General features: G+C 72.0%; 14 protein-coding genes. 6 read left to right on the forward strand and 8 right to left on the reverse strand.

What is annotated here, in order from left to right; all coding sequences use genetic code 11:
- Positions 1-65: 65 nt before the first annotated feature.
- Entirely contained in the window at positions 66-464 is a 399-nt protein-coding gene (locus HB370_RS12500) for a hypothetical protein (protein WP_030783063.1), read from the reverse strand.
- Positions 465-579: 115 nt separating this feature from the next.
- Here HB370_RS12500 and HB370_RS12505 point away from each other — a divergent pair, with 115 nt between their 5' ends.
- From HB370_RS12505 to HB370_RS12525, 5 genes are all read left to right on the forward strand, one after another.
- Positions 580-1,080, forward strand: coding sequence for a tetratricopeptide repeat protein (locus HB370_RS12505; RefSeq protein WP_244405501.1), 501 nt, complete (start codon positions 580-582; stop codon positions 1,078-1,080).
- A gap of 49 nt (positions 1,081-1,129) precedes the next feature.
- Positions 1,130-3,043 carry a hypothetical protein gene (locus tag HB370_RS12510; RefSeq protein WP_030783059.1) on the forward strand — a complete coding sequence of 638 codons (1,914 nt, stop codon included), beginning with the start codon at positions 1,130-1,132 and terminating at the stop codon, positions 3,041-3,043.
- A 93-nt stretch (positions 3,044-3,136) separates the two neighbouring features.
- Entirely contained in the window at positions 3,137-4,015 is an 879-nt protein-coding gene (locus tag HB370_RS12515; protein ID WP_030783055.1) for a metal-dependent hydrolase, read from the forward strand.
- Positions 4,015-5,073 carry a PDR/VanB family oxidoreductase gene (locus HB370_RS12520; protein ID WP_030783053.1) on the forward strand — a complete coding sequence of 353 codons (1,059 nt, stop codon included), beginning with the start codon at positions 4,015-4,017 and terminating at the stop codon, positions 5,071-5,073. Before HB370_RS12515 ends, HB370_RS12520 begins: the two co-directional genes overlap by 1 nt.
- A gap of 36 nt (positions 5,074-5,109) precedes the next feature.
- Entirely contained in the window at positions 5,110-5,799 is a 690-nt protein-coding gene (locus tag HB370_RS12525) for a TetR/AcrR family transcriptional regulator (protein ID WP_106980666.1), read from the forward strand.
- Between the two features lie 22 nt (positions 5,800-5,821).
- On the opposite strand, the gene HB370_RS12530 is transcribed toward HB370_RS12525, so the two are convergent.
- The 7 genes from HB370_RS12530 to HB370_RS12560 all read right to left on the reverse strand — a co-directional run bounded on the left by HB370_RS12530 (position 5,822) and on the right by HB370_RS12560 (position 18,296).
- Positions 5,822-6,184, reverse strand: coding sequence for an isomerase (locus HB370_RS12530; protein ID WP_030783049.1), 363 nt, complete (start codon positions 6,182-6,184; stop codon positions 5,822-5,824).
- Positions 6,185-6,216: 32 nt separating this feature from the next.
- Positions 6,217-11,604: a pullulanase-type alpha-1,6-glucosidase gene (gene pulA, locus HB370_RS12535; RefSeq protein ID WP_167512974.1), complete on the reverse strand. Its 5,388-nt coding sequence runs from the start codon at positions 11,602-11,604 to the stop codon at positions 6,217-6,219.
- Positions 11,605-11,615: 11 nt separating this feature from the next.
- Entirely contained in the window at positions 11,616-12,992 is a 1,377-nt protein-coding gene (locus tag HB370_RS12540; RefSeq protein ID WP_030791454.1) for an alpha-amylase family protein, read from the reverse strand.
- 188 nt (positions 12,993-13,180) lie between these two features.
- The gene (locus tag HB370_RS12545) at positions 13,181-14,866 is read right to left on the reverse strand and encodes a glycoside hydrolase family 13 protein (RefSeq protein WP_030791452.1); all 1,686 of its coding nucleotides are present in this window, start codon (positions 14,864-14,866) and stop codon (positions 13,181-13,183) included.
- Between the two features lie 122 nt (positions 14,867-14,988).
- Positions 14,989-15,894 (reverse strand): ABC transporter permease subunit, encoded by a 906-nt coding sequence (locus tag HB370_RS12550; RefSeq protein ID WP_030791449.1) that lies wholly within the window; start codon positions 15,892-15,894, stop codon positions 14,989-14,991.
- Positions 15,895-15,913: 19 nt separating this feature from the next.
- Positions 15,914-16,918, reverse strand: a complete 1,005-nt coding sequence (locus HB370_RS12555) for a sugar ABC transporter permease (protein WP_030791446.1) — start codon at positions 16,916-16,918, stop codon at positions 15,914-15,916.
- A gap of 103 nt (positions 16,919-17,021) precedes the next feature.
- On the reverse strand, positions 17,022-18,296 hold the full coding sequence (locus HB370_RS12560) for an extracellular solute-binding protein (protein ID WP_030791442.1): 1,275 nt from the start codon (positions 18,294-18,296) through the stop codon (positions 17,022-17,024).
- 344 nt (positions 18,297-18,640) lie between these two features.
- Between HB370_RS12560 and HB370_RS12565 the strand changes: the two genes are divergently transcribed.
- The gene (locus HB370_RS12565) at positions 18,641-19,675 is read left to right on the forward strand and encodes a LacI family DNA-binding transcriptional regulator (protein ID WP_030791439.1); all 1,035 of its coding nucleotides are present in this window, start codon (positions 18,641-18,643) and stop codon (positions 19,673-19,675) included.
- Positions 19,676-19,691: the final 16 nt, after the last annotated feature.

Below are 19,691 nucleotides of genomic sequence, written 5' to 3' on the forward strand. Positions count from 1 at the left end.
GGGCAGCTGACCGAAGGCCGGTGACGTCCCCCTCGTCACCGGCCTTCACCCTGCCCGCGACCGGCTCAGCCGCCGTGCGCGTGGTGGTCGGCGCCCGCCTCCAGCTCGCCGCCCAGCGTGGAGCGCAGCGCCCGGACCACCTCCTCGTCGCCGACGGCGACCCACTTGTGGCCGACCAGGTAGTGGCCGCCGTAGTCCTCGGCCTCGTCGGTCCACTCGCGCCGGCCCCGGTCGGTGGCGAAGGTGGCGAGGACGAACCGCCCGCGTGGCGTACGGCAGATGGCCTGGCGGATCTCGTCGGCGTCGGTCTGCACGTCCGGCTCGCACCGGACCTCGGCGGCCAGTTCCTCCAGGCTGCCGGTCGCGGTGGGCGGCACCCGGCCGGTGTCCCCGCCCGAGCCGCAGCCCGCCAGCGCCAGCGCCAGCAGTACGGCCGCGGCGGGCGCGAGTCGCGTCACCCTCATCTGTCCCTCCGGTCCTGGTGTGCCGGGCAGGCCCCGGCCCCCACGGATACGGCTCCCGGGCCCGGCGCGCTCAAATCCGGTGACCGGGTACGCACGCGTGTGCGAGGGTGGCCCGGTGAACCAAGACTGGGAAGACCGTGTGGCCGCCGCCTGGGCCTCGTTCGACGACTACCCGCAGGAGCGGGCGCACGAGTTCCGCGCGCTGATCGACGCCCTCGTCGCCGAACTGCCCGACGACAGCCCGCTCGGCCCGTTCGAGCGGGCCTGCGCCTGGGACTCGACCGGGCACTCCGACAAGGCGGTACCGCTGTACCGGGAGGCGCTGGCCCGCGGCCTGACGGGCTACAAGGGCCGCCGGGCGAGGATCCAGCTGTCCAGCAGCCTGCGGAACATCGGGCAGCCGGAGGAGGGCGTCAAGCTGCTCACCCCCGAACTGGACGGCCCGTCCGACGAGTTGGACGACGCGGTCCGGGCGACCCTCGCCCTGTGTCTGTCCAGCCTCGGCCGCGACCGCGAGGGCCTGTCCCTGGTGCTCGGCGCGCTCGCCCCGCATCTGCCGCGCTACCAGCGGTCGATGGCCAACTACGCGCGCGCCCTGGTCGATCCGGAGGCCTGAACCGGCCGTCGGGCGGTGACCGACCTCCGGCTCGCTCGTTCTTCCGGACGTGCAGTCACAGGATCTCTCCCAGCGCAAGGCTCCCTCCGCCGGTCCCGGCCCGGTCGACGCCGAGCAGGCCGAGGCCGTGCTCGCCGAGCACTACCCCCGGCTGGTCCGGCTCGCCTACCTCGTGCTGCCACCGGGCCTCGGCCGCGGCCGCCGCGTGCTGACCGCACACGCCCTCGCCCAGCGCGCGCTGCCCCGGGGCCGCAAGCAGCCGGCCCCGATCCCGGCCCAGGGCGGCGGCCGGGCGGACGACCCGGGGTACGCCTATCTGCGCGACCGGGTGCTGCGCATGGCCCTGGCGGCGGCCCGCCCCCGCCGGGGTCTGCCCCGCCTGGCCCAGCTGCCGCCGCCGCTGCCGCAGGTGTGGGGGCTCAGGCTGTTCCCGCGCTCCGGCGGCGCCGACGAACTCGCCCTGGACCAGCGGCTGTCCACGCTCTCCGGACCGGCGCGCGCCGCCTATGTGCTGCGCGGCCTGGAGCAGTTGCCCGACACGGACATCCGCAAGCTGCTGAAGGCGGCCGGGGTGTCCGACCCGGGGGGCGCGCTGGCCTCGGCGAACAGTGTGCCCGCGCATCCGGGGCTGCTCTCCTCCCCCGAGTTCGACCCGTGCACCCTCCAGGCCCGGCCCACCGATCTGATGCGCCGCCGCCAGCACACCAAGGCCGCCCTCGCCGCAGCCGCCGCGCTCGCGATCTGCGGCGCGCTGGTGGGTCTGCCGGGCGGCGGCTGGGGCCCGGACGGCGCCGCGGCGCCCGTGTACGCGGGGAACCCCGCCGCCGAGGCCGCCCTCGATCCGGGCAGGCTGACCCGGGCCGCCCCGGACGCCTGGCGGACGGCGGATCGTACCGACTTCTCCGTGTGGCCCGCGCGCGGACCGCTCACCGGTGACCAGGCCCTGCTGCGCCGCGCCCTGGCCGTGTGGGCCCGCCCGGGCCGCAGCGTCCGTGTCTCGGCGACCCCCGGCACCCCGACCGGCGGCCCGGCCGGCCCGCCGCAGCTGCTGTACGCGGGCGAGGTCGACGCCGCCCGCGTGGTGCTCCTCTACGACGGCCTGCGCATCGCCCGTTACGCCGAGCCGAAGGACGGCACCCAGGGCGCGGCCGTGGACTTCGCCCGGGTCGACGGCGCGACGGGGGCGGGGGCGAGCGCGCTGGTGCTGGGCCGCTCCGACGCCAACGTCCGCTATCTGACCGCCCCTTGGGTGACGAAGGCGGCCCAGCGGGATCTGACGAAGCCGGACTCGGCCGCCGTCCCGCTCCCCCTCGCCGACGGCGTGACCGGGCCGCTGGCCAGCCCCGCCCTCCAGTCCGGCGGCTGCGCCTCGTGGACCGTGCTCCAGCTGACCGACGCCTCCGGCACGCACCTGGGCACCGACCTCGGCGAACTGGTCCCGGCCCGGCTGACGGCCGGGCGGCCCGGCGCGGCGAAGGACGCCTCCGGTGCGCGGGGGCTGCGCACCTGGGCGCCGTTCGCCTGCTCGCTGGCGGCCGAACGCTCGGCGGGCGTCCGCAGCGTGAACGCCTGGGCGTTCGCCGAGCAGCCGCTGCCCGACGGCAGCGGGTCCGGCACCTGGGTGTGCACCCGGGCGGAGACCTGGCGCGGGGACGGCACGGCCGCGCTGGCCCAGTTCCGGGCGCCGGGCGGGTCGGCCGGGGCGGTCGTCGCCAAGGGCGCGGACGTGCCGGCCTGCGGGCCCCGTGACCCCCGGGTGCTGGCCGGGGTGCTGTGGAAGTCGGCGGGCGGGAACTGGTACCTGCTGGCGGCGGGCAGCAAGGACACGGCGTCGATCGAGGCCACGGGCGGGGTCACCGCGTCCGGGCCGGGACCGCTGCTGGTGGCGCGGGCCGAGCAGGGGGCACGGGCCGAGCTGAGGGGCGTGTCGGCGGACGGTCGGGAGCTCAGCGGCCTGCGGTAGCGGCGCCGGCGAGGTGTGCGGTAGCGGCGCCGGCGGCGACAAGGTGGGGCGCTGGGGGTTCTCAGCCGCGCTACCCGTCAGTACATTGACGCCATGTCTAATACGCAGGCCCGGGTGCCGCTCAAGGCACGCCATGTGTCCTTCTCCTGGGACGGCACACCGCTGCACTGGGTGCCGGGGGATCCCTTCACCACGCACACCATCAACGTGCTGCACCTGCTGCTGCCCGCCGGGGAGCGCTGGTTCGTGCGGGTGTACAAACAGGCGCTGCCGCTGATCCGGGACGACCGGCTCCGCGAGGACGTCATCGGCTTCATCGGGCAGGAGGCCGTGCACTCCCAGGCGCACGACGAGGTGCTGCCCCACCTGAGGGAACTGGGGCTCGACCCGACGCCGTACACCGCGCAGGTGGACTGGTTCTTCGAGAAGCTGCTCGGCGACCGGACCCTGCCGCCGGGCAGGCCGCGCCGGTGGTGGCTGCTGGAGCGGGTCGCGCTGATCGCGGCCATCGAGCACTACACGGCGTTCCTCGGGAACTGGGTGCTGAACGCCGGGGAGCTGGACCGGCGCGGCGCCGACCCGGTCATGCTGGACCTGCTGCGCTGGCACGGCGCGGAGGAGGTCGAGCACCGCTCGGTCGCCTTCGAGCTGTTCGAGCACCTCGACGGAAGCTACCGCCGGCGGGTGCGGACCTGGGCCACCGCCTTCACGGCGCTGGTGTTCCTGTGGCAGCGCGGGGCGCGGTTCTTCATGGCGAACGACCCGACCCTCACCGACGGCAGGGCCACATTCAGGGACTTTTACGACCGGGGCCGGCAGGGCGTGCTGCCCGGGACCGGGGACATGCTGCGGTCCATACCCCGCTATCTGAGCCGCGCCTACCACCCCTCCCAGGAGGGCGACACCGAGCAGGCCCTCGCCTATCTGGCGGCCTCCCCCGCGGCCACGGCGGCGGAACGGAGGGCCGCGTGATGCCGGCGCCGCGCACCGCCGCGCTCGTCGCGGGCGCCACCGCCGCCGCCCTGCTCACCCGGCGGGCCCTGCGCCGCCGGGTGAGCGCCTCGCCGCTGTGGCCGCTGCCCGCCCTGGACCCGCCGGTCTCCGGCCGGCCTCGCCCCCGGCCCCTGCGGCTGCTGCTCACCGCGCACGAGACCATCGCCGACGGGGTCGTACGGCTGCGCCTGGAGGGCCGCGAGCTGCCGCGCTGGGAGCCGGGGGCGCATGTCGACCTGGTGCTGCCCTCGGGACTCGTCCGGCAGTACTCCCTGTGCGGGGACCCCGGGGACACCTCCGCGTACACCCTCGCCACCCGGCTGGTGGCGGACGGCCGGGGCGGCTCCCGCGAGGTGCACGAGCAGCTCACCGAGGGCATGGAGCTGGAGGTGCGCGGACCGAGGAACCGTTTCCCCCTGGTCGCGGCGCCCGCCTACGTCTTCGTCGCCGGCGGCATCGGCATCACCCCGGTCCTGCCGATGCTGCGGGCCCTGCCGGACGGCACCGAGTGGCGGCTGCTGTACGGCGGGCGGACGCGGGCCTCGATGCCGTTCCTGGACGAGGTGGCGAGACTCGCGGGCGACCGGCTGACGGTGGTCGCGGAGGACGAGGACGGGCGGCCGGACCTGGCCGCGCTGTTCACCGGGACGGCCGAGGGCACGGCGGTGTACTGCTGCGGCCCCGAGGGCCTGATGGCGGCCGTGGAGCAGGCGCTGCCCGAGGGGGCCACGCTGCACCTGGAGCGGTTCGCGCCGCGTACGGCGGGCGGCCCGGACGCCGGCTTCGAGGTGGAACTGCGCCGCAGCGGGCGCACGGTGACGGTCCCGGCCGGCTCCAGCGTGCTGGCCGCCGTACGCCGGGAGCTGCCCGGCACCGCCTACTCCTGCGAGCAGGGCTTCTGCGGCACCTGTCAGCAGCGGGTGCTGGAGGGCGAGGTCGAGCACCGAGACGAGCTGCTGACGGACGCCGAACGGCACGACTCGATGCTGATCTGCGTGTCCCGGGCCCGCGGCGACCGGCTGGTGCTCGACATGTGATCACCGGCGGCCGAATCCGCTCGGTAAGGTGTTCGTATGAGGACCGGGGTTCGCCGCAGAATGGGCGTCGAGGAGCGTCGGCAGCAGCTGATCGGCGTCGCCCTGGAGCTGTTCAGCCAACGCTCGCCCGACGAGGTCTCGATCGACGAGATAGCCACGGCGGCGGGCATCTCGCGCCCGCTGGTGTACCACTACTTCCCGGGCAAACTCAGCCTGTACGAGGCCGCGTTGAAGCGGGCGTCGGAGGATCTGGCGAGCCGCTTCGACGAGCCGCGCGAGGGACCGCTCGGCGCCCGGCTGCTGCGGGTGATGGGCCGCTACTTCGACTTCGTGGACGAGCACGGCCCCGGTTTCTCGGCGCTGCTGCGCGGCGGCCCGGCGGTCGGCTCGTCGGCGACCAACGCCCTCATCGACTCCGTGCGGCAGGCCGCCTACGACCAGATCCTGTCGCACCTGGGCGTGACCGAGGCGTCGCCGCGGCTGGAGCTGGTGGTCCGCTCCTGGATCTCGCTCGCCGAGTCCACGGCCCTGATCTGGCTGGAGGGCCGGCGGGTGCCGCGCGCCGAGCTGGAGGTCCAGCTCGTGCACGACTTCGCCGCGCTGGCCGCCGTCAGCGCCGTCCACGACGAGGACATGGCCGAGCTGCTGCGCACGATGGTGAAGGACGAGCCGGCCGACGGCCCCTTCGCGGTGCTGGCCGGCCGGCTCATCGCCCTCGGTTCCTGAGCGGGCGCCCCTGACCGTCGGACTAACCGTCGGACTTCCGGTACGACGGGTCGAGGTCGCGGATCTCCGCGGAGGCGTGCAGGGTGAACGCCCCGTCCGTCACGTGCTTGCGCAGCAGTTCCACGGCCGTCTCCGTCAGCCGTGCCTTCGTCTCGTCGGTGCGCCCGGCGAGCAGCCCGATGGTCACGTGCGCGACGGCGTGCCCGCGCGCCCCCGGCTCCTCGTACCCGAACGCCGTGAACGCGCTCGGCCGGAACTGCGTCTTGCACGCCTCCGGCCGCGCCGCCGCGATCTCCACGGTGGCCTCGTGCAGCGCCCGCGCGAACCCCTCGCGGTCGAAGGCGTCCTCCATGAGGTCCGAGTAGTCGATGGTGATCTGCGGCATGCGCACTCCTGTTCTACGGCAACGGCCTCACCCTAGTTCCCCGCCCGGGTGAACACCGCGACGGTGCGGGCCGGGACGGTGAACGTACCCGTGCCGGTGGTGTACGAGGCCGACTTGACGGTGTGGTCCGAGCCGGTGGCCTGGACGGGGTGGAGGGTGTAGGGGGTGCCGGCGAGGGCGCCGACGCGCTGTTCCTGCCGTTCGGGGGTGGCGTTGAAGACCACGACGAGGCTGCCGAGCCGCATGGTGATCACGCCCGGGGTCTCGTCCTTGCCGGACAGCGGGAAGGAGAGATGCCGCTGGACGTCGGCGGTGGTGGCCAGGGAGAAGACCTGCTCGGTGGTCCGAATCCTCAGCAGGTCCCGGTAGGCGGCCGAGGCACCGGTGATCTCCGGGCAGCCGACCTCGACGGTGGTGAGCAGGGGCCTGGCGTAATCCCACTTGGACCGGTTGTCGGCCGCCGGGGGCAGCCCGCGCCCGAAGCCGTTGCCGCCGGCACAGTCCCAGTGGATCGCGTTGAACCAGTCCCCGCTGTCGAAGGAGTTGCGGTCCAGGGACTTCGAGCGCAGCAGGTCGCTGCCCGCCTGCGACAGCGCCGGCCCCTGGGAGAGGGCGGCCGTGGCCATGGCCACAACCTGCATCCGGGCCCGGTCACCAGGGGACGTGCCCGTCGGCAGCTTGTAGGCCAGCGCGTCGAACAGCGACTCGTTGTCGTGCGCGTCCGCATAGGCCAGGGCGTCACCGGGGGCCTCGGCGTACCCGGCGGGCGCGCCGTTGTAGTCCACCTGCGCACCGGTGACCTGCCGCCCCGCGCTGTCGGTGAAACGGTACTTCGCCAGGTTCCCGCTCAGCCCGACCTTGATCAGGTCCTGGTAGTGCAGCAGCCGGGCCTTCTGCTCCTCGCGCGTGCCGTTGGCGGTGGTGGTGTTGGGGTCGGTGTACAGGCCGGAGGCGAAGCCCTGCACGCCGGGGTCGGCATCGAAGGGGGTGCCGCCGCGCACCGCGTCGCGGGCCCGGTCGGAGAAGGTGGCGATGCCGGTACCGGCCATGTTCTTCTGCGTGGCCTGCGTGAAGCGGGCGTCGTCGGCGACCTCGCCGAAGTTCCACCCCTCCCCGTACAGGATGATCTTCCTGCCGTCGACGCCGTCCTTCTGGGGGGTCAGCGCGTCCAGGGCCTCGCGGACGGCCAGGATGTTGGCCTTGGGGTGGTGGCCCATGAGGTCGAAGCGGAACCCGTCGACCTTGTACTGCCTGGCCCAGGTGACGACCGAGTCCACCACCAGCTTGCCCATCATCGCGTTCTCGGGCGCGGTGTTGGCGCAGCAGGTGCTGTTCGCCACCGACCCGTCCGCCAGCAGACGCTGGTAGTAGCCGGGCACGATCCGGTCCAGCACGGAGGTGTCCGCCTGCCCGCTCGCCGCCGTGTGGTTGTACACCACGTCCATCACCACCCGCAGCCCGTCCCCGTTCAGCGCCTGCACCATCCGCCGGAACTCAACCGTCCGCGCCACACCGTCCGGATCAGTGGCGTACGAACCCTCCGGGACCGTGTAGTGGAACGGGTCGTACCCCCAGTTGTACGCGTCCTTCCCGGCCACCTTGCCCACACACTCCTGCTGCCGCTCCGAATCCGCCGGGAAGGCGGCCAGGTCGCAGTCCGGGACCGCCTGGTCCACCGTGCGCTCGGGAATTCCGGTGATGTCGAAGGCGGGCAGCAGGTGCACGTACGACGTCCCCGACTCCGCCAGCCTCCTCAGGTGCTTCGAGCCGTCGCTGTCCTTGTCGGTGAACGCCAGGTAGGTGCCCGGGTGCCGGGAGGTGCGGTCCTCGACGGAGAAGTCCCGGATGTGCAGTTCCTGGATCTGCGCGTCCCGCAGCGGCACGGCCTTCGGCTTGCGCAGCGCCTGCCAGCCCTTCGGGGCCAGCGACTTGTCGTCCAGGTCCACGACCAGGCTGCGCCCGGAATCCGCGGTGAGCGCGACCGAGTACGGGTCGGTGACCTTGTTGGTGACCACCTTCCGCACGCTCGGCGCCCACACCTTCACCACGTACCGGTACGGCTTGCCCTTCCAGGACGCCGGCCCGGTGACGGACCAGACGCCCGTGGCATCGTCCCGCCGCATCCTCTTGACCGAACCGTCCAGCTCCAGCGACACGCTCTGTGCCGTCGGGGCCCACACGGACAGGGTGGGCCTTCCGTCGTGGAACACCGGGCCGAGACGCGCCTTGGTGGCACCGGGATACAGGTCGTCCAGCACACCGGCGATCTGCACACCCGTCGCCGCCAGCACGGCACCGTTCTGCGCCCGCTGCGAGGCGACGAGTTGGCCCTTGACCGCTTCCCGCACCCGGTCCCGGTCACGTGGGTCGACGGACCAGGCGGTGTAGTCCTTCAGGTGCGGGAACCTCGCCTTCTGCGCGTCGCTCAGGGACGTCTTCTCCAGCCTGATCCAGCGCTCGTCGTCGCTGCTCAGGGTCCCGTCCCGGACGGTCAGGGAGCCGTCGAGGGAGTACAGCAGCTGGGTGGAGGCGGCGCCCGGCACGCCGTTCCAGGCGACGGTGTCCCGGTCGATCCACACCGCCTTGGACGTGGTGAGGTCGAGGGCGGCGGCGGTGCCCGCCGGCTGCGGCAGCAGGTGCTTCTCCTGGCCGTTCACCAGCCACACCTCGTGGCCGGCGGCCCTGAGGTCCAGGCTCTGGTCGGCCGGGAGGTCCTTCTCGTCGCCCTTGTGGATGATGTAGCCGAGGCTGGTGGCACCCTCGATGAGGGGCACCTCGAAGACCGCGCCATAGGCATCAGTCTTCACCGGCTTCAGGGGTTGCGACCAGTCGGTGGGATGCGCGGCGCCCGTCCAGACATGCAGGCCCCAGCCGTCGTAGTCCCCGTCGGCGCGGTGGTAGTGCAGGACGGCCTTGGCCGGGTCCTGGGCGGGGTAGTCCGGCCGCTCGGTGCGTACGTCGGCCTCGCCCTGCTCGATCCACACCTCGCCGGTGCGGGTGACGTCGATGGACCGGTCGGCGGACACGTCCTTGTTGCCGTCCTTGTCGACGACCAGGAAGCCGACGTTCGAGGCGCCCGGCCTCAGCTTGACGTAGGCGAAGGCGCCGTAGGCGTCCCGGCCGACGAAGGGGTGGCCGGCCGGCCAGGTGGTGGCCTCGCCGTCGGCCAGGTCGCCCCAGGCGTACAGGCCCCAGTCGGCGTAGTCGCCGTCGGCGCGCTTGTAGTGGACGATCGCGTAGTCCCGGGAGGAGGCCCTGGGGACCTCGGGCGCGGGCGGGGTGCCGGTGGTGCTGCTCGCCGTGGCGCTCGCGGTGCGCCCGGCCGAGTCGATGACGACGGCCTTGTAGCGCAGGGCGGTCCCGGCGGGCACGTCGGTGCCGAGGGTCTGGGTGACCTGGTAGGGGGCGTGGTCGGCGGAGCCGAGCGTCTGCCACTTGCCGTTGCCGACCTGGGCGGCGAAGACGACCCGGTTGAGCTGTCCGCCGTCGACGTCGGCCTTGAGGTCCACCGTTCCGGTGGCCCCGGCGGCAGGGGCGGTCAGGGTGATCGCCGGCTCGGCGGTGGGTTCGGCGAGGGGACCGGCCGCCTTGTAGACGACGGCGGACCCGGCCGGGACGGTGACGGTGAGCTTGCGGTCGCCGTCGGAGCGCACCGAGCCGGTGGCTCCGTGGATCCCCCGGTACGTCATGTCCGGCGACCCGGTCGCGAAGGTCGCCGTCCGCTGTGAGCCGGCATTGTTGAAGGCGACGATGTACTCCTGGCCGGAGGCGGCGTCGGTGCGGGTGAAGGCGTAGATCCCGGGGCCGTCGGCCGCGTACCGCTCGGTCTGCACGCCGTCCGTCAGGGCCGGGTTGGCCTTGCGGAGCCTGGCCAGGTCCGCGATCTGCCGGTACAGCGGGGCGCCGGTGTCGTAGGCGGCGCTCGCGTGGGTGCGGTCGGTGCCGATCTCGTCGTCGTCCAGGTAGTCGGCGACCTTGGAGGCGAACATGGTCTGGCGGGCGTCCTTGTCGCCGCCGGAGCCGGTGAAGCCCTGCTCGTCGCCGTAGTAGACGACGGGGTTGCCCCGGCTGAGGAACATCAGCTCGTTGGCGAGCCGGTCCTTGGCCAGGATCTCGGCGTCGGTCGCGTTCGGGTTGTCCTGCCTCAGGAAGGTCCCGATGCGGCCCATGTCGTGGTTGCCGAGGAAGGTGACCTGTTCGTAGGCGTTGGCCTTGTCGGTCGTGTACTGGTGGTCGGCGCCGAAGACGGCCGCCAGCTTCCGGGCGCTGCCGCCCTGGGAGGCGTAGGCGCGGGCCGCGTCCTGGAAGGGGAAGTCGAGGGTGGCGTCGAGCCGGCCCCGGGTGACGTACGGGGCGGTGACGGCGGGGTCGGCGGAGTAGACCTCGCCGAACATGAAGAAGTCCTTCCGGCCGCGCTCGGCCGCGTAGCGGTCCAGCGCGGTGGCCCACTGCGTCCAGAACTCCATGTTGACGTGCTTGACGGTGTCGATCCGGAAGCCGTCGACGGCGAAGTCCCGCACCCAGCGCTGGTAGATCCGCTCCATGCCGTGGACGACCTCGGGCCGCTCGGTCCACAGGTCGTCCAGGCCGGAGAAGTCGCCGTAGGTGGTGGACTCGCCGGTGTACGTGGAGTCGCCCCGGTTGTGGTACATCGCCGGGTCGTTGAGCCAGGCCGGGACCTTGGCCCGGCTGGTCGCCCTCGGGGTGTACGGGAAGGAGCCGGTGCCGACGGGCGGGAACTTCCCCGTGCCGTCGGCGTGGTCGGCGTCGTCGAAGGGCCGTCCGTCCTCGGTCAGGTAGGGGAAGGCGCCCTTGGAGAGGTAGTCGTAGGACTTCTCGTCGTAGTCGACGACGTCGGCGGTGTGGTTGGTGATGACGTCGAAGAAGACCTTCATGCCCTTGGCGTGCGCCTTGGAGATGAGGTTCTTCAGGTCCTGGTTGGTGCCGAAGTGGGGGTCGACCTGGGTGAAGTCGGTGATCCAGTACCCGTGGTAGCCCGCCGAGGCGTTGCTGCCGGTGCCCTGCACGGGGCGGTTCTTGAAGATCGGCGCCAGCCAGATGGCCGTGGTGCCGAGCCCCTTGATGTAGTCCAGCTTCCCGGTCAGGCCCTTGAGGTCGCCGCCCTGGTAGAAGCCCTTGTCGGCGGGGTCGTAGCCGGTGTCGAGGCGGGAGCCGGTCAGGCCGCCGCGGTCGTTGGACGGGTCGCCGTTGGCGAAGCGGTCCGGCAGGACGAAGTAGAACTGCTCGCGGGTGGCGTCGTGCCGGGCGGGTACGGCGGCGAGCCGGGCGTCCGACGGGGGTGCGGGCGGGCCGGCCGCGTGGGCGGCCAGGGGCGGCAGCAGGGTGGCGGCGAGGGCCGCGGCGGTGACGGCCGCCGCCCTCGCTCGGCGCCTGGGCGGCGCCTGCCGTCTTGGTATCACTGGGTGACTCCTCAGCAGTTCGGCTTGCCGGCGTGGAGCGCGAGGGCGGTATTGGCGGCCAGGGTGGCGGTGAACCGGCCGCCGGAGTCGACGGTCACCGGCTTGTTGCTCTGCACGTCGCAGTACGTCCCGGCGGGCAGGGAGGTCTGGTAGGTGCGGGTCATGCTGCCCGGCTCGTGGTTGACGGCCACGTAGCCCTTGGTGCCCCGGCCGAAGGCGATCCAGTTGCCCCCGTTGTCCCACCAGTTCGTGACCGCCTGGCCGCGGGTCGCGTTGCGGAAGGCGACCATGGACTTGATCTCCGGCCAGGCGTGCTGGCACTTCCAGCCGTTCTGCCAGCAGGCGTCGACCCGGCCGCCGTTCGGCGGGCCGGCGTCGGCGTCCGACCACTCGTAGCCGGAGTTGACGTCCGGGGCGCCGTACGGCCAGGCCAGCATGAACACGTTGGCCAGGGTGTAGTTCGCGCCGCTCTTGTAGTTGAGCGTGCTGCCGTTGCGCTCGGTGTCGTGGTTGTCCACGAAGACGCCCGCGGCCGAGCCGTTCAGGTAGCCCCAGCCCTCGCCGTAGTTCTTCAGGTACGCGAGCTTCTCGGCGGTGAAGACCCGCTTGAGGTCGTAGGCGTAGCGGAACTCCTGGACGTCTCCGTTGCCGGTGTACTCGGAGGGCTGGACGGCCTCGCCCGCGCCGTAGATGACCTCCTGCTTCCAGTAGACCGACGGGTTGGTCAGACGGCTCTTGATGTTCGCCAGGTCCGCGGCCGGTATGTGCTTGGCCCCGTCGATCCGGAAGCCGTCCACGCCCAGGCTCAGCAGGTCGTTCAGATAGCCGGCGACCGTCTTGCGGACGTACTCCTCGCCGGTGTCCAGGTCGGCGAGGCCGACGAGTTCGCAGTGCTGGACGTTCCAGCGGTCGGAGTAGTTCGACACCTGGGCGGTGCAGTCGTCGAAGTCGGGGGCCGAGTACAGGCCCGGGTAGGTGTACTTGGTGTACGACGAGCCGCCGGTGCCGGTGCCCGAGCCGGCCGACATGTGGTTGACGACGGCGTCGGCGACGACCTTCACCCCGGCCGCGTGGCAGGTGTCCACCATGTTCCGGAACGCCGTGCGGTCGCCGAGCCGGCCGGCGATCTTGAACGACACGGGCTGGTACGACGTCCACCACTGGGCGCCCTGGATGTGCTCGGCGGGCGGGGAGACCTGGACGTATCCGTAGCCGGCGGGGCCGAGGGCGGTGGTGCACTCCCTGGCCACGGAGGCGTAGTTCCACTCGAAGAGGACGGCGGTGACGTCCTTGGTGCCGGGCGGGGCGGCCTCGGCGGTAGTCGGGGTCATGCCAAACAAGGCGGCGGCGGTGAGGGCGACCGCCGTGGGGAGTGTGCTGCGTGCCATGTGGGGTCCTTCGACGCTGAAGGCAGTGGGGTGGGGACCGCTGAAGCCGTTTGCTGAAAGCTTCGGCGGGCTTGCGGTGACGCAGAGGGTAAAGGCCCGGCCCGCCGCCCGGAAGGCGGCGGGCCGTCGTGAAGGTGATGCGGGCGAGCTTTCCGGCGGGGCGCCAGGGGTGCGCGCCGGTGGGGATGTCAGCGCTCCGCGGTCCACCAGACGGTGGTGTCGGCGGGCACCTTCGTCTCGCCGTCCGCCTCGGTGACCTCGCCGCTGGCGAGCAGCACCCGGCCATGGGACGGGATCGTCACGGACTCACCGGTGGTGTTGGCCACGCACACGAAGTCGCCCCGCCTGAAGGCCAGGACGCCCTCCGGCGCGCGCAGCCACTCCACCGACTCGCCCGCGCCCAGGTCCGGCCGCTCCCGGCGGACCCGCAGCGCCGACCGGTACAGCTCCAGCGTGGAGCCGGGAACCCCGGTCTGCGCCTCGACGCTCAGCTCGGCCCAGACCGGCGGCTGGGGCAGCCAGCTGCCGCCGTCGCCGAAGCCGTAGGAGGAGCCCGTACGGGTCCACGGGATCGGCACCCGGCAGCCGTCCCGGAAGCCGTCCTGGCCCGCGCCGCGGAAGTACGCCGGGTCCTGGCGCACCTCGTCGGGCAGGTCCACGACGTCCGGGAGGCCCAGTTCCTCCCCCTGGTAGAGGTAGGCCGAGCCGGGCAGGGCGAGCATCAGCAGGGTGGCGGCGCGGGCGCGGCGCAGGCCCAGCTCGCGGTCGCCGGCCGTGCGGATCTGGGTGCCGAGGCCGGGCGGGTTGGCGAAGCGGGTGGCGTGCCGGGTGACGTCGTGGTTGGACAGCACCCAGGTGGCGGGGGCGCCGACCGGGCGCATCGCGTCCAGGGTGCGGTCGATGACCGCCCGCAGCTCCTTGGCGTCCCAGGCCGTCCCCAGGTACTGGAAGTTGAACGCCTGGTGGAGTTCGTCGGGACGGACGTAGTTCGCGGTGCGCTCGACGGTCGGGGTCCACGCCTCGGCCACGAAGATGCGGTCACCCGAATATTCGTCGAGGATGCGGCGCCACTGGCGGTAGATGGCGTGCACGCCGTCCTGGTCGAAGAACGGCATGACGTCGTTGCCCAGCAGCTTGACCTGGTCGTGGGTGCCGAGGTCGGGCAGGCCCTCCGCCTTGACCAGGCCGTGGGCGACGTCGATGCGGAAGCCGTCCACGCCCATGTCCAGCCAGAAGCGCAGGATCGAGCGGAACTCGTCGCCGACGGCCGGGTGGTCCCAGTTGAAGTCGGGCTGCTCGGGGGCGAACAGGTGCAGGTACCACTCGCCGGGGGTGCCGTCCGGCTCGGTCACCCGGGTCCAGGCCGGGCCGCCGAAGATGGACTCCCAGTCGTTGGGCGGCAGTTCGCCGTTCTTCCCCTTGCCGGGGCGGAAGTGGTAGCGGTCGCGCAGCGGGGAGCCGGGGCCCTCGGCGAGGGCGCGCTTGAACCACTCGTGCCGGTCGGAGGAGTGGTTGGGGACCAGGTCCACGATGACGCGCAGTCCGTGCCCGTGGGCGTCGCGGATCAGCGCGTCGGCGTCCAGCAGGGAGCCGAACATCGGGTCGACGGCACGGTAGTCGGCGACGTCGTAGCCGGCGTCGGCCTGCGGGGAGGCGTAGAAGGGGCTGAGCCACACCGCGTCCACGCCGAGGTCGCGCAGATACGGCAGGCGGGAGCGTACGCCCTCCAGGTCGCCCATGCCGTCGCCGTTGCTGTCGGCGAAGCTGCGCGGATAGACCTGGTAGATGACCGCGTCCCGCCACCAGTCGCGGCGGTCGGCGACGGAGACGGTGGCGAAGTGGCGGGCCGGTGCGGCGGTGTGCTGCTGGCTCATGGCGTCCTTGATACGTAACTGGGTCATGACGGGCGGTCGTTGAGGGGCCGGGGTGATGAGGCGGGCCGCGGTGGCAGCGGGGTCTGACGGTCCACCGCGGCCCGCCTGGCCTGGTACGGGCCTCAGCCCTTGGTGCCGCCGGCGGTGAGGCCGGTGACCAGGTTCTTCTGCACGAGGTAGAAGAACACCGTCACCGGTATCGCGATCAGCACCGCGGTGGCGGCCATGTAGTTCCACTGGGCGTCGTGCTCGCTGACGAAGGTCTGCAGACCGACGGCGAAGGTGTACTTGGAGTCGTCCAGCAGGAAGGTCGTCGCGAAGGCGACCTCGCCGACGGCGGTGATGAAGGTGTAGAACGCGGCGACGGCCAGGCCCGGGCGGGCCAGCGGCAGGATCAGCCGGAAGAAGGTGCCGAAGGGGGTGAGCCCGTCCACCCGCCCGGCCTCGTCGATCTCGAACGGGATGGTGTCGAAGTACCCCTTGAGCAGCCAGGCGCTGTACGGCACGGCGGTGGAGCAGTTGATCGCGATCAGCGCCCAGTAGGTGTCGATGAGGCCCAGCTCGCTGAAGATCTCGTACATCGGCACGATCAGGATGGCGATCGGGAAGGCCTGGGTGAGCAGCAGGACCCACATCAGCGGCTTGTAGCCGGGAAAGCGCATCCGGGAGACGGCGTAGCCGGTGGTGGCGGCGACGAGGACACCGACCACGGTGGTGCCGAGGGCCACGATCAGCGTCGACTTGAACCAGTCGAGGAAGCCGGTGTGCTGGAGCACGAAGCCGTAGTTGGAGAAGGTCAGCTTGCTCGCGATGCCGCCCGGGTGGAGGTAGTCGTCCTTGTCCGGGCCGAGGGACAGGTAGCACAGCCAGGCCACCGGGGCGAGGGCGATCAGGCTGGCCAGGACGAGGCCGCCGTGCAGCAGGGCGGTGCCGAGCGGTCCGCGCTCGCCGCGCCGGCGGGTGCGGCGGACGGGTACGGCGGCGGGGGCCGGCGCGGTCTCGGTGGTGTCCAGGGTCGTGGTGCTCATGGCGGCGGCTCCTGCGGCGTCAGACGGCGAGCTGGTCATTGCGCTTCAGCCAGCGGAAGTAGAAGGACGTGAAGACGGTGAGGATCGACAGCAGCAGCACGCCGTAGGCGGCGGACTGGGCGAAGTCGCGCGGCTGCTGGCCGAAGCCCAGCTGGTAGGCCCAGGTGACGAGGATCTGGGCGTCCGGGGCGGAGTTCTTGCCGAACAGCAGGAAGATGATGACGAACTGGTTGAAGGTCCAGATGACGCCGAGCAGGACCACGGTGGAGCTGACCGCGCGCAGCCCGGGCAGGGTGACGTGGCGGAAGCGCTGCCAGGCGCTGGCGCCGTCCATCTCGGCGGCCTCGTAGAGCGTGGAGTCGATGGACTGCAGCCCGCCGAGCAGCGAGAGCATCATGAACGGCACACCGCACCAGGTGTTCACCATGATCGCCGCGAACCGCTGCCAGAAGGTGTCCTCCAGCCAGGCCGGCTGGGGCAGGTGGAGGGCGCCGAGGAGCTGGTTGAGCGCGCCGGAGTCGGCCAGCATGATCCGCCAAGAGAAGACGGTGACGAAGGTCGGCACCGCCCAGGGCAGGACGAGCAGCAGCCGGTAGACGGTGCGGCCGCGCAGCTTCTGGTGCAGCATGAGCGCGAGGCCGAGCCCGAGGACGTAGTGCAGGGCGACGCAGGCGGCCGTCCAGAAGACGGTCCACAGGAAGTGCGACCAGAACCGGTCGTAGGCCGTCGGGCCGAACAGGATGTCCTGGTAGTTGTCCAGGCCGATGAACTCGTAGGTGGCGTCGATGTGGTTGACGCCGATCGTCCGCGCCGAGTTGAGGCTGTTGGCGTCGGTGAGGGTGAGGTAGAAGCCGCGCGCCAGCGGGTAGCCGACGAGGACGCCGAGCACGATGACCACCGGGGCGATCATCGCGTAGGCGTACCAGTACTTCTGGAAGCCGTTCTTGACGCGCTGCCCCAGCCCGGGACGAGGCGCGCGGTCACCGCGGCGCTTGCCGGTGGCGCGGTCGATGGCGACTGTCATGGTTCGACACCTTCAAAGGATCAGGGTGGTGGGCTGGGCGCGGGGTGGTGGCCGCCGGTCCCCTCCCCCGCGTGCGGCGGGAGCGGCCGGCGGCCACCCGGGCTCACTTGCTGAAGCCGTCCACCAGCTTGGAGATGGCCAGCTCGGCGTTGCCGAGGCCCTTGTCCAGCGACTCCTTGCCGCCGGCGACCTTGGCCAGCTCGGTGTCGAGCGGGACCCACAGGGAGCTGTACTCGGGCAGGGCCGGGCGGGGCTGGGCGGCGGCCAGGACGCCCTGGTAGCCGGCGATGCCCGGGTCGGCCTTGACCTTCGCGGTGTAGGCGTCGGCGCGGGTGGGCAGGGTGGAGTTCTTCACGGCGACGGTCTCCTGCGCCTGGGCGGAGGTCATGAAGTTCACGAACTTCAGGGCCGCCTCCTGGTGGGCCTTGTCCGAGCCGGCGTAGACCGACAGATTGTGGCCGCCGGTCGGGGCGCCCGCCTTGCCGGTGGAGCCGGCCGGGACGGTGGCGATGCCCAGGTTCTTCTTGTCCTTGAAGGCGCTGCCCTTGTAGAAGTTCGTGATCTCCCAGGGGCCCTGGATGATCGCGGCGACCTTGCCGTTGACGAACGCGTCCTGGATGTGGGCGTAGGCGTCGGCGGTGGCGTCGGCCTTGTGCAGGCCCTTGCCGGAGAACAGGCTCTGCCAGGTGCCGTAGGCCTTCTGGGCGGCGGGCGAGTTCACGGTGATCTTCTTGGCGGCGGCGTCGACGGTGTCGGTGCCCTCGCCGTAGAGGAAGGGCTGGGCGTAGTAGGCCTGGACGGAGCCCCAGTAGCCGTCGGCCCCGGTCTTGTCCTTGATCTTCGCGGCGGCGGCCTTCAGCTCGTCCCAGGTCTTGGGGGCCTCGGTGATGCCGGCCTTCTCGAACAGGGCCTTGTTGTAGACCAGCGCGAGGGTGTCGGTGACCAGCGGCACGCCGTAGGTCTTGCCCTCGTACTGGGCCTGCTTGATCAGACTCGGCTGGAACTTCGCCTGGTCGGCGAGGGCCTCGGTGCCGTCCAGCGGCAGGAAGAAGCCCTTCTTGGCGAAGGCCGGGGTCCAGCCGACCTCGGAGCGCAGCACGTCCGGGGCGCCGGTGGCGCCGGCCGCGGTGTCGAACTTGTTCTGCGCCTGGTCGAAGGGCACGTTGACGTACTTGACCTTGATGTCCTTGTGCGCGGCCTCGAACTGCTCGACCAGGGCCCGGTAGGTCGGGGCCTCGTTCGTGGCGTTGGAGGTGTCCCACCAGGTGATGGTGACCGGGCCGTCCGACTTCCCGCTGTCGCTGTCGCTCCCGCCGCACGCCGTCGCCGTCAGGGCGAGGGACGCCACCAGCGCGGAGGCCGCTATGCCACGCCGCATGAGTTCTCCTTGAGGGTTAAAGCCCGAGTGGTACAGGGGGCGGTGCCGTCCGCCCCTTGCGACTTGCCGACTGCGCCGTTGCCGCGGCCGGGCGACAGGGAACGTAACAGCGATGTAAGCGCTGCGAAAGACCTTGCAGAAAAAAAGTGCAAGGGAACACGATGGTTACCCCGTCGTGACCGTTCGGCGGCCGATGGACACGTGTGCAAGACTCTGCAAGCTCTTGCCACCATGAATTCGAGGGAGCCGCGATGAGGCAGCAACCCACTGCGGGGCGTCCGGCCGTCCGTGCCCGGCGTCCGGCCGGTGTGCAAGGGCGGGGCCGACCGGTACAGTCCAATGCCGTGACCACACGGCTTGCCGACATCGCTGCGCAGGCGGGGGTGAGCGAAGCGACCGTCAGCCGGGTCCTCAACGGAAAACCGGGCGTCGCCGCCACCACCCGCCAGTCCGTGCTCGCCGCCCTGGACGTCCTGGGCTACGAGCGCCCGGTACGGCTGCGGCAGCGCAGCGAGGGCCTGGTCGGGCTGATCACGCCCGAGCTGGAGAACCCGATATTCCCGGCCCTGGCGCAGGTCATCGGCCAGGCGCTGACCCGCCAGGGCTACACCCCGGTGCTCGCCACGCAGACCCCCGGCGGCTCCACCGAGGACGAGCTGACCGAGATGCTGGTGGACCGCGGGGTCGCCGGGATCATCTACGTCTCCGGGCTGCACGCCGACACCACCGCCGACATGCAGCGCTATGAGCGGCTGCGGGCGCAGGGCGTGCCGTTCGTGCTGGTGGACGGGTTCTCGCCGCAGGTGCAGGCGCCGTTCATCTCCCCCGACGACCGGGCGGCGATGTCGCTCGCGGTGACCCACCTGGTGTCCCTCGGGCACACCCGGATCGGGCTCGCCCTCGGGCCCAAGCGGTTCGTGCCGGTGCAGCGCAAGATCGAGGGCTTCGTACGGGCCGTGCAGGACCAGCTGGGGCTCGCCGCGCAGACCGTGGAGAGCGAGCTGATCCAGCACTCGCTGTACACGCTGGAGGGCGGCCAGGCCGCGGCGGCGGCGCTGATCGAGCGGGGCTGCACGGCGGTGGTCTGCGCCAGCGACATGATGGCGCTGGGCGCGATACGCACGGCCCGGCAGCGGGGGCTGGAGGTGCCCCGGGACGTGTCGGTGGTCGGCTTCGACGACTCCCCGCTGATCGCCTTCACCGACCCGCCGCTGACCACGGTCCGCAAGCCGGTCCCGGCGATGGGACAGGCGGCGGTGCGCACGCTGCTGGAGGAGATCGGCGGGACCCCCGCGCCGCACAGCGAGTTCGTGTTCATGCCGGAACTGGTGGTGCGGGGCTCGACCGCCTCGGCTCCGCACGGTTCGCGCACGACGTAGGCCGCGGCTCGCTGTC

The organism is Streptomyces sp. DSM 40868, assembly GCF_011820545.1.
In the GTDB taxonomy this organism is placed as follows: domain Bacteria; phylum Actinomycetota; class Actinomycetes; order Streptomycetales; family Streptomycetaceae; genus Streptomyces; species Streptomyces eurythermus.

What these genes read in the sequence shown, in the direction of transcription:
- HB370_RS12500 (WP_030783063.1), bottom strand. Translation starts at nt 464, where the DNA reads ATGAGGGTGACGCGACTCGCGCCCGCCGCGGCCGTACTGCTGGCGCTG.
- HB370_RS12525 (WP_106980666.1), top strand. Translation starts at nt 5,110, where the DNA reads ATGAGGACCGGGGTTCGCCGCAGAATGGGCGTCGAGGAGCGTCGGCAG.
- HB370_RS12545 (WP_030791452.1), bottom strand. Translation starts at nt 14,866, where the DNA reads ATGAGCCAGCAGCACACCGCCGCACCGGCCCGCCACTTCGCCACCGTC.
- HB370_RS12515 (WP_030783055.1), top strand. Translation starts at nt 3,137, where the DNA reads ATGTCTAATACGCAGGCCCGGGTGCCGCTCAAGGCACGCCATGTGTCC.
- HB370_RS12555 (WP_030791446.1), bottom strand. Translation starts at nt 16,918, where the DNA reads ATGACAGTCGCCATCGACCGCGCCACCGGCAAGCGCCGCGGTGACCGC.
- HB370_RS12560 (WP_030791442.1), bottom strand. Translation starts at nt 18,296, where the DNA reads ATGCGGCGTGGCATAGCGGCCTCCGCGCTGGTGGCGTCCCTCGCCCTG.
- HB370_RS12530 (WP_030783049.1), bottom strand. Translation starts at nt 6,184, where the DNA reads ATGCCGCAGATCACCATCGACTACTCGGACCTCATGGAGGACGCCTTC.
- HB370_RS12540 (WP_030791454.1), bottom strand. Translation starts at nt 12,992, where the DNA reads ATGGCACGCAGCACACTCCCCACGGCGGTCGCCCTCACCGCCGCCGCC.
- HB370_RS12550 (WP_030791449.1), bottom strand. Translation starts at nt 15,894, where the DNA reads ATGAGCACCACGACCCTGGACACCACCGAGACCGCGCCGGCCCCCGCC.
- HB370_RS12520 (WP_030783053.1), top strand. Translation starts at nt 4,015, where the DNA reads ATGCCGGCGCCGCGCACCGCCGCGCTCGTCGCGGGCGCCACCGCCGCC.